The sequence below is a fragment of the uncultured Romboutsia sp. genome (assembly GCF_958366745.1).
In the GTDB taxonomy this organism is placed as follows: Bacteria; Bacillota; Clostridia; order Peptostreptococcales; family Peptostreptococcaceae; genus Romboutsia; species Romboutsia timonensis.
On the sequence record NZ_CATXCO010000012.1, the window covers coordinates 17478 to 27670 of the forward strand.

Below are 10193 nucleotides of genomic sequence, written 5' to 3' on the forward strand. Positions count from 1 at the left end.
TTATCCCCTTATCATACTATAAGATTCAAAGTATAATTCTACGAATTCTTCATTTTCTATAGCTTTATTATATACATTTATATAATTACTCTTTATATCTTTCATAATTCCTACCATTAAATCAACAGGATATAATTTTAAAAACTCAATAAATCTATTTATATTATTTTCCGATATATTGTCATCATTTTCAAAGTTTGATTCTAATGTTTTTAATATATTCATTGCTGATAAATAAAGTCTTGTATGACTTTCGCTTTTTACTTTTTCTATAACACTTGAACTTAAAGTTTCACATGAAAATACATCTTCATAAGATATTAATGGACTACAATCAGACTCAACAAAGCTTATAAACTCTTCTGCTATAACCGTTCCTACATTTCCTTTTATAACATTTAAAAGTACGTTTCTTGGTATTGAGTCTTTCTGTTCTTTATAAACCTTATAACTCTTAGAAACTCTTTCATAACTTCTTGGAGTTGCACGTACATCATCTTCATTTATTCTGTGTAAATACTCTGGGAATGTTGATATAAACTCTATAACCTTTTGTTCTATACCCGAATCCATTGCCCAATTTAGCCATTGATTATAATCAGGTTCCATGTTTAACCATACAAATCTATTTTCTTGTGCTGCATCCATGTCAACAACTTGATAATCAAAATCCGAACCGTATTTGCTTGATGGGTTCATTGCAGCTAATATTTTTACATCATCATGTAGCTTATATCCGTTTATTTCTCTATTTAATATTAAGTTCATTAATTCTTGTTGTACTGTATGTTCACAACGATTTATTTCATCTATAAATAAAAGAACGCTTTTTCCTTTAGCTATTTCTTCATCAATTTCTCTTAACTTATTGTGAACTGCATATACTGTAATTTTCTTTTCTATCTTTTCTCCATTAGAGTTTGTTGTTGTGTAAGATTCTATAGTTGGAAGTCCACCTATTTCACCTTCTTTAAGTAAGTTACCATCAATAACAACTAAACTCCAATTATTTTCTTTAGCAAGTTTCTTTGCTAATGCTGTTTTTCCTATTCCACTTTCTCCTACTACTAATGGTACTTCATTAGTTGATAATACTAAGTCAACACTCTTTAATGTATCTATAAAATTCATCTGTATATCTCCTATATCATCTTTAATTTTTCATCTACAGCTATCTTTCTAGCCTTTTTACTACCATACTTATAAATAAGCATTATCTTGTCTATTTCAAAGTTTTTACTATTTCTATCTATCATACTGCAATTTAAAAAGTCTCTAACATATTTTTCTTCAACTTCTTCTTTTGCTAAAACCTCTTTTAACACTTCTTCCAAGTCTTCTTTTGATATTTCTCTTGCTACATATTTAATTACCAAAATATTTTCTTTTAAGAAATTTAATATTTTATCCTTATCTAAGTTATGTATAAAGCTAATTGCCGCTTCATTATTTTTAATAGCTTCAATTTCTATATTATGACTTGGTGAATTAATATATCTTAATGCATCATAACTTATTTTTATAGCTTCTTTTTGAACACTTTCATAAGGACTTTTTATAAACTTTATTGAATCATAATTTTTTCTAACAGCAAGTAATTGTAGTTCTTCACTTGGATTTTTTGCATATTTTATAGCCCATCCAGCTTGATTTATAGCTAACTCAATTACTTTATCTGTTGGATTTTTTATATAATCTAATATACTCCATCCTGCATTTACAGCTTTTATCATCATTTCTTCTGTTGGATTATCTATATATCTAATAGCTCTAATATTATTATCTAATGCTAACTCTTGCATTTCTATAGTTGGATTATCTATATACTCTAATGTTAACCCATCTTTTTTTATAGCTAACAGTTTCATTTCATCTGTTGGATTATTTATTGTTGATATAATACTAGGATTATTATTTATCATTTTTATAATTCTTGATTCTTCCATATATGCCTTCCCTTGTATAGTTGTTTTATATAATCATTTCTATTATAATTAATATACTTTATTTTGATAGTTTAAACAGAATAATTCTACCAATATATAATAAAACTGTTAAAATGTAATATAATTAGATAAAATTTAAATAAAAAATTCGCTATGCTTGAGCGATGTGTCGGCGAAACACTTCATGTCGCCAATGATATGACACTCGCTACAGCTTCGGTCACATCCGTTGCTTGAACCACTGCGTGGGTGAATCATTTCAAAATGTCTTTTTTTACGTTTCTGGAGTTATTGATATTATTTATATTTATAAGTTATCAAAAAAAATTTCATATCATAATTTCCTTGTACGTAAAAAAAGAATAATCGTATATAAATTATTCTTTTTTATATTTATAAATATTAACTTTTTATCATTATATTGAAAGAATTTATTTTTTCATATAATATTCTATACTACCTGTATCATCATTAATTTGTTCATCAAGTATATTAAATCCTATACTTTTATAAAAATTAACAGCTCTACTATTCTCTTTATATACAGTTAATGTTAATTCATCATATATACTATCTACATATCCAATTAATTTACTTCCAATACCAAGTCCTTGATAATTATTATCTACAAACAAAGCTCCTATAAATTCTTTGTCTATTACTGATATAAACCCCTTAATAATCCCTTTTTCTTCATAAATAAAACTATCTGCTATGGGTATATAAACTTCTTTTACAGTGTCATAGTTAGATTCCCAATATTCTTTCGATATAAAATCATGAGCTTTTATAGTGCTTTCTAACCATATATTCATAACTTTATCTATATCTTTATCTTCTAATTTTCTTATCATATTAGCTAATGCCTCCTACTACTATTAAATTTTATTAATCACTTTCTTTAGCTACATATCTACAATGCCATCAAAACCCTCAATTTATATTAGTTAATATTTTCTATTGAAGTTTCTTAATATATCTTACATTATAATAAAAGTCTGATTCAAAATGTACTTTAATATCTACATTTTGAATTAGACTTTAAAATATAATATTACTTTTGTAATTTTTAATTTAAAAATTAAATTTAATCTATTTTAATATATTTCAAGTTTATATATATCAGAAATATTAAATATATTCTTAAATAATATTTATAATTATTTTAAAAGTTTACCATGTACAACCATTCTTGCATCATTAAATTCATAAGAACAAGTGGATAAGGTTATAATTTTATCATTTTCATCTACATTTATATCAGACTTATATATCGATTTATTTTTTATTTTATCTAAAAATTCCTTATATTCACTTTTATTATCAAAGTTAGTTTTTATATAATTATCATTAGCATCTGTGACATAAACTGAGAAAACTTTATAAGTTAAAACTTTATCATTTTCTACTTCTATTTTTATATCATTATCATTTTGAAAAAATTCTTTTTCTTTGTACTTTTCTAACTGAGCAAACATAGTTTTATTTCTCATATGATGACCAAATAAAATTGTATTTTCATCGTTAAATCCGTTATTTAAATAGTTCATAAATATAGATCCTGATGATAAATAATTTTTATTAATATCCTTGTCTAAATAAAATGAGTTATCTTTTCCTTGAACAATAGAATAATCTATATTTGTATTATTTATTTTAATCCAACCTCTATAGTCTTCGTATTTGTCATACAAACTCTCTTCTTGTTTTTCTATTCTAATTTGTTCATAAGATTTGTCTGCTTTTTTGTATTCTGTACTTTTTATATATACCTTATATACACATATATCTATAATTAAAATCAAAACTACATTGATTATATTCTTTAAAATTTTCATAACACAATCTCCTTAATTAATAAAGTAAATAAGTACATATTCTTTTATTATTTTTAATAAATACCATTTTGCTACAAATTCATAACCACGTAAAATATGTTTTTATTTATTATAATGTGTATATTTAAATAAATAAAGCTAATATTGTGTATTTAAAAAATCTATATATTTATTTACCGTTACCAAGAGTCCAAAGCTATAAACTTTTATCTAAATAGAGGGTAATTTTTCTTATTTTTCTCTATTTAGATAATCTATTAAGGTTTTTGACTACTTCGGTAACACCTATCTTAACATATTGAAATTTACACATTTAACCCGTTACCAAAGGGTGTTACCGAAGGTGTTACCAAAAATTTATGGTAACACCTTTTTTTAAATTAGCGTTACCATAAATTCCGCTTCGGTAACGCTAAGTCTGTCTTTGGTAACGCTTAGTTTTGCTTGAATATTAATAAGTTATAATGACTATAAAAATACACTGTCGATATTTTCGACAGTGTATTTTTATAGATAAATTTATGACCAATTATATTGTTTTAGTTTTGTATCATATTCCATGTATACTCCACTTAATAATGATATTTTATATTTTAATATTTCAATATCATCTACATTTCCACTTGCTGGTGCTTTAGCTGCATAAAGTGTTGAAGTTTGTCCAGGTTGTATTGCTTCGTTGCTACTTAGTTGTATAGTTTCTTGTGTGTCTTTTAGTTGTATATCTAACATTAGTCTTGTTATTGTTTCTTTTGAATTGTTAGTGTAATTTACTTCTAATGTTTGTTCAGCGCCGTTGTTTACTATGTTAAATGTTAGAGGTATTTTATCTATTCTTAGTGGTAGTTCTTTTACTATTGGTTCTATTTTATTTTCTTTTTTATTATTGTTTATTATAAAAAATGTGCATAATCCGGCTATTATAATTACTATAATTAACAGTATTATCCAATATTTTTTTAATATTTCTTTTAGTTTCAATTTATAATATCTCTCCTTAAATATTTTATATTACATATATTATTTACAAATTTTATTTAAAATATAAAAAATTACCTAGGGATTTAATCCTAGGCAATTATTTATATTCTTTATTTTAACGATTTATTGAAAATATAAAACTAGCTGTAAAATTAGACATTGCCTTATTTTTATTACATTCACGCTCTGGTAATTCCCATCGTTCTGAATGAAATTTTATACCTTTTGTTTCATTAGCACTTAGTGAATATAACTTTTTTTCTTCTTGTGTTAATTCTCCTAATCTCCATAAGTCAACTTTTTTATTTACTTGAGTAATACTTAAATCTTCTACTCCACACAATTTTAATTCCATTTGTGTTTTATTATCATTTGCAGTTAATGATTCAATATAAAGAGGTACTGTATCACTATCTAGCGTTTCACCATCTCTTTCAAATGAATCTATACTTACAGATATGTTCTTACTACCATTATTTTTTATAGTATACATCGGAGAATAAAAACTACCTTCGAAAAATCTATTACTTGGTAATACATAAAATTCCATACTTACTGGTACTGTAACTGATATAGTATAATAATCTCCATTTTCAGGCTTATTACCTTCTATTTCAAAACCATCAAAATCAGGATTATCATCAAGTTCTGGATCCCATTCTCCAATTTCACCATCTAATATAGTAGAATCATTCTTAATAGTAGAAGTTTTAACCTTTGATGTATCTGCAAATATATTTAATGAATATTTATTTATACTCAGAGCAAATATTAGTAATATTAAAATTTTTAAAATTTTTTTCCTCATAAGCATCTTACCCTCAATATTTCTTTCCAAGTTATGTTAACTTTCAATTTTTATTATTAGTTTTGCAGCACTAGTTCCTTTGTATTCTCCACTTTCTATATCATATGCATTTATAGTTGCAGTTGCATTATATTCCCCTGCCTTTAATTTTTTAGTTAATTTTGCATATTCTATATAATGATTCGGTAATATTTCACCAGATTCAAATACCTTTTTATTATTATCATCTAGTTTTATTTCCACTTTGATTAAGTACTTATTATATGGCGGATTTGCAATTCTAAGATTTCCCTCAGATTTCCCATCTTTAAATATTGGTCTAGAGTTTATTTCAAAAGAAAATGTTGATTCATCAGCTTTTCTTTGTAAAATTTCTTTAATTTGTTCTTCAGTATACCCAGGTATTATACCTTCTTGTAAAATTCCACCAGAAATATTTACTTTATTATCATTGTTATTATTAATAATAACAATAATACCTAATAGCATTATTACTATAAATAATAAGGCTATTAATATTTTATATTTTTTATTCATTACATCACTTCCCATTTTAAATATATTCTATATTTAAACTAGATTTTATTTATTCTAAATATTAAAGTAAATTTTTCACTTGCTCCATCCTTATCAACACTTTCCCCATTACCTTTACCAACTTCTCCAGATAATTGAATTATACTTGAACTTGCTGGATCTAGTCTTAGAATTTCTTGTGGATTAATTATTTTTTCCCCTAAATCAATACTTCTACCTTCATTACCAACTAATTCTAAATGTAAATTTGATCTATCCAAAGTTGATATATCTTCAGTCTTAGGTTTAACTGTTATTCCTCCACCTTTATCACTATCCCTAAACTCTGATACAGATACACTTATACCAACAGAACTTCTATTATTTATAGTATAATTGGCAGAATCAAAGTTTCCATCTTGGTCTACTATAAATGACATAGCAGTTGGTACCTCTACTTGAATTTTACCACCAGGTAAACTTCCATCATATTTACTAACTGAACCTTTAATATCTACAATATGACTTAGCACTTGTGTGTCATTTCCTACTATAGACTCACTAGATAAAGATGATACAGCTATATCAGATTCATTAGATAAAGATACTAAAGATGTCTTTTTTGTTTTATTTTTACTAGAATTTTTAAATAACATTCTTGATAAATTATTTTCATCTTCATCATTCAAATTAATAGTTACATAAAATTCCTTAGCATACTTTTCGCCTTTTTTATTTACTATTGATACTACTACTATTTGTCTTCCAACTATATTTGTATCAACATTATTACTTTCAATTTGTATTTTATCTGTTATATCTTCACCATCAAAGTCAATGGCTTTTAAATTTAAATCCTTTATTAAATCAAAGTTGTCACCTTGTGTAAGTTCTAAATTTTCACCTGTTATTGATGTTTGATTGATATTAGATATATTTATATTAGTACTATATATCTCTTTATTATATATAGTATTACCATCATTAGAATTTTGATTTAAACTTATATCACCTAATATTTTTAAGTGATATTCTCCATTCCTATCTATAGGTAAGTACATTGAGTAGTTATTTTTTTTATCTAATTTTATATCCTTTAGTTTCTCATTCTTATTATAAAATTCTAATCTTAAATTAGATGATGTATTTTCTAAATCATTCAATTCAAATTTAATATTTATTTTCTTTTCTAAAGATAATTCTTCATAACTAAAGTTATTAATAAATGCCTGATCTTTTAATACTTCTATTGTTTGTATATTTTCACCTAAACTTATCCATGATCCATTCGACAATTTTATATGTTCTAAATTATACTCATATACTCCAGAAATATCTTTTTCATCTATAAATACCTTATAGTTTTTATTATTAAATAATTTATCAATTATATTGTTATTTCCATTATATAAAGTATATTCTTGTCCATTTATCATTACTGCTATTGGAGTAATATGTTTTTTAGATATGTTCAGATTTAAATCAAATCCTATTTTTTCACCTTTTTTTACATTACTTTTAATCGGTTTAAAAGTTAATAAAGAAACATCTAAGCGAGTTTCCTTTACTGTAACAGTAAATTCTTTTTCCTTGTATTCTCCATTACTTAGTCTTACACTAGCTTTTACAGTATAAATTCCTGGAACAGTTGTATTTACATTATTTTTTTCAAGTATTATACTATCACTTATATCGCTTCCATCTTTATCAGTAGCCTGCAACTTCAAATCTCTTTTTGCATTGAACTCATAACCTTCTAATATTTCTAAGTCTATACCTTTTATTGATGACTTATCTATACTAGCTGATGAACTAGATGATGTATTCTGTGATGTATCATTTTTACTGTTATTATTAGTAGTATTTGAGTTAGGGCTTTTATCATCATTTAATGTTGAAAATCCTTCTTTTAAGGTATTTTTTGAAATTTCCTTATCAAGTACTGCATTAGTATTAATATTTCCATTTGCTAAGTCTTTATTTCCATTGCTTACATTTGATGACTGTTCTTCTATTTTTTCTTTGTTATAGTTTTTATTATTAAAATATTTATTAGTAGCTATGCCCCCAATAAGACTCAATATTATAATCACAATAATAGAATATCTTAATAATCCTCTAGCTGCTATATAAGATAAAGTATCTTTTAAAATACATTTTATTTTTTTCATATTATCTTAACAACTTTCTATATATTTTCTATACGAATTAATAAGGAGTAACCATTAAATAAATCCTATTGTACTATTTAGATGTTATTATCATATCTACAGCTACTTCCCCAACTAATTCATCAGTTTTTTGATCATATGCTTTTACTGAAGCAACACCATTATGCGTTCCCTTTTTAAGTGCTTTTCCCATAAGTTCTATATCTTCAATATATTGATCTGGTGATATTTTTTGTGTTCTTATAATCACTTTATTATCTACTCTAACTTCTAATTCTATATTATGAGCACTATATCTTGGATTTGCAAACATTATAGTTCCTCTTTTTCCTACAAATGTAGGCTCCGTATATATACTAAATGCTACTTTTGATTTATCAACTTCTTTTTGCATTAATGCTTTTATTTCTTCTGGTGTTAAGTCAGGAGCTACACCTGTTCCAAGCACATATCCTGATAAGTTGCTAACATTAGATTTATACTCTGATTTAGCTTTTAAGTATAAAAATCCACCTACAGATAATCCAAACAGTAATAGCACACTAATTATGATTTTATTTTTTTTCATAATTAACCCTCCTTATTAATTACACAACAATAATTCCTATATAATTATAAATCCATAATAATTAATTATTATGGATTTACGATTATATTATTATATTTATTCCTTATTATCTTTTTTTATTTTATATATTAAAGTAAAGTCTCCTGATGCTCCATCTTTATCTATACCTTGTGGATCTTCTTTTCTTGAAGAAGCACCTGTATCTAAACCTGTTCCAGCTCCACCTTGTAATTGTATAAGACCAGTGTTTCCACCTGATACATTAAGTATTTTTCTATTCTCTTCTTCTGTTTCTGAAACTTTAGCTAAATCAATAGTTTGTTTTTCTCCACCAACATTACCAGTTAATTCTAAATAAACATTTGATCTATTAAGAGTAGTTTTGCCTCGTTCTAACTCTTCTTTTTTCTTTACTGTTATATTTCCACCAGCATTTGTTCTAAATTCATCAACAAAAACATCTATTCCTACTTTACTTTTATTTTGAACTCTAAAGTCACTTCCTTGGAAAGTTCCATCTTGATCTACTCTAAATGTCATTGATGTTGGTAATTCTACTTCTATTTTACCTTCTGGTGCTATACCTTCTTTATTTGCTACAGTACCTGAAACTGTTACATTGTGAGTAAATGTATCATTTTGATTTCCACCTATAGTAGTATCAGCGTAAACACCTGTTGCAGGTAAAGCTACAGCAGCAGCTAAAGCTAAACCTAAAAATTTCTTCTTCATTGCCATAATTTTTATCCTCCATTGTTTTAAAATATTTATTTTCATATGCAATAGAAATTAAATTCATCCTTGAATAAAATCCCTATTACATCATATAACATTTTACGACATTTTTCAACTTTTTTTTAATTTTCTTTTTTATCAGAATTTGGTATTAAATTCTGAAAATTTAATACAATTTGATTCATTAAATTATTTTATCAATCTATCTATAATATTTACCAGTTCCACAATTTCTGGCTTAGTTATCTGCTCATCAGCACCAACTTCTTGTCCCTTTATCCTCAACTCATCACTTATTAAAGATGAGAATAAAATTACAGGTATATGCTTTAACTCATCATCAGTTTTTATAAGTTTTGTAAGTCTATGACCATCCATTAAAGGCATTTCTATATCAGAAACTATACAAGATACATAATTACTTATATGTAATCCACTTTCTTTAGCTTCTGTTAAGTAATTCCAAGCTTCTTTACCATTGTTGAATTTAACTGTATTTTTATAACCTGATTTATGTAAAAATCCAATAATTAAATTTGAAAGCATCATTGAATCTTCTGCTACTAATATTTTCTTTTGACTTTCTACTCTATCACCAAGTTCATCTAATCTATCAAGTGTAATAGATGT

11 protein-coding genes are annotated in these 10193 nt (G+C 25.3%); all 11 read right to left on the reverse strand.

All coding sequences use genetic code 11. From position 1 onward, the window contains the following. Positions 1-1131, reverse strand: a complete 1131-nt coding sequence (locus Q5F54_RS02100; RefSeq protein ID WP_302333926.1) for an ATP-binding protein — start codon at positions 1129-1131, stop codon at positions 1-3. Positions 1132-1142: 11 nt separating this feature from the next. Further along, the gene (locus tag Q5F54_RS02105; protein ID WP_288305787.1) at positions 1143-1946 is read right to left on the reverse strand and encodes a hypothetical protein; all 804 of its coding nucleotides are present in this window, start codon (positions 1944-1946) and stop codon (positions 1143-1145) included. 431 nt (positions 1947-2377) lie between these two features. Further along, positions 2378-2800, reverse strand: a complete 423-nt coding sequence (locus tag Q5F54_RS02110) for an N-acetyltransferase (protein ID WP_288523890.1) — start codon at positions 2798-2800, stop codon at positions 2378-2380. 306 nt (positions 2801-3106) lie between these two features. Continuing rightward, positions 3107-3784, reverse strand: a complete 678-nt coding sequence (gene srtB, locus Q5F54_RS02115; RefSeq protein ID WP_288247587.1) for a class B sortase — start codon at positions 3782-3784, stop codon at positions 3107-3109. Between the two features lie 519 nt (positions 3785-4303). Then, complete coding sequence (locus Q5F54_RS02120) at positions 4304-4765, reverse strand: hypothetical protein (RefSeq protein WP_302333927.1); 462 nt, start codon at positions 4763-4765, stop codon at positions 4304-4306. Between the two features lie 115 nt (positions 4766-4880). Continuing rightward, on the reverse strand, positions 4881-5573 hold the full coding sequence (locus Q5F54_RS02125; protein ID WP_302333928.1) for a hypothetical protein: 693 nt from the start codon (positions 5571-5573) through the stop codon (positions 4881-4883). Between the two features lie 36 nt (positions 5574-5609). Continuing rightward, positions 5610-6110, reverse strand: coding sequence for a hypothetical protein (locus Q5F54_RS02130; RefSeq protein ID WP_294131590.1), 501 nt, complete (start codon positions 6108-6110; stop codon positions 5610-5612). A gap of 38 nt (positions 6111-6148) precedes the next feature. Continuing rightward, the gene (locus Q5F54_RS02135; protein ID WP_302333929.1) at positions 6149-8260 is read right to left on the reverse strand and encodes a hypothetical protein; all 2112 of its coding nucleotides are present in this window, start codon (positions 8258-8260) and stop codon (positions 6149-6151) included. A 73-nt stretch (positions 8261-8333) separates the two neighbouring features. Further along, positions 8334-8828, reverse strand: a complete 495-nt coding sequence (locus Q5F54_RS02140; RefSeq protein ID WP_302333930.1) for a hypothetical protein — start codon at positions 8826-8828, stop codon at positions 8334-8336. A gap of 96 nt (positions 8829-8924) precedes the next feature. After that, on the reverse strand, positions 8925-9566 hold the full coding sequence (locus Q5F54_RS02145) for a hypothetical protein (RefSeq protein ID WP_302333931.1): 642 nt from the start codon (positions 9564-9566) through the stop codon (positions 8925-8927). Positions 9567-9752: 186 nt separating this feature from the next. Further along, positions 9753-10193 (reverse strand): response regulator (locus tag Q5F54_RS02150; protein WP_302333932.1); only part of this gene is annotated, 441 nt, incomplete at its 5' end.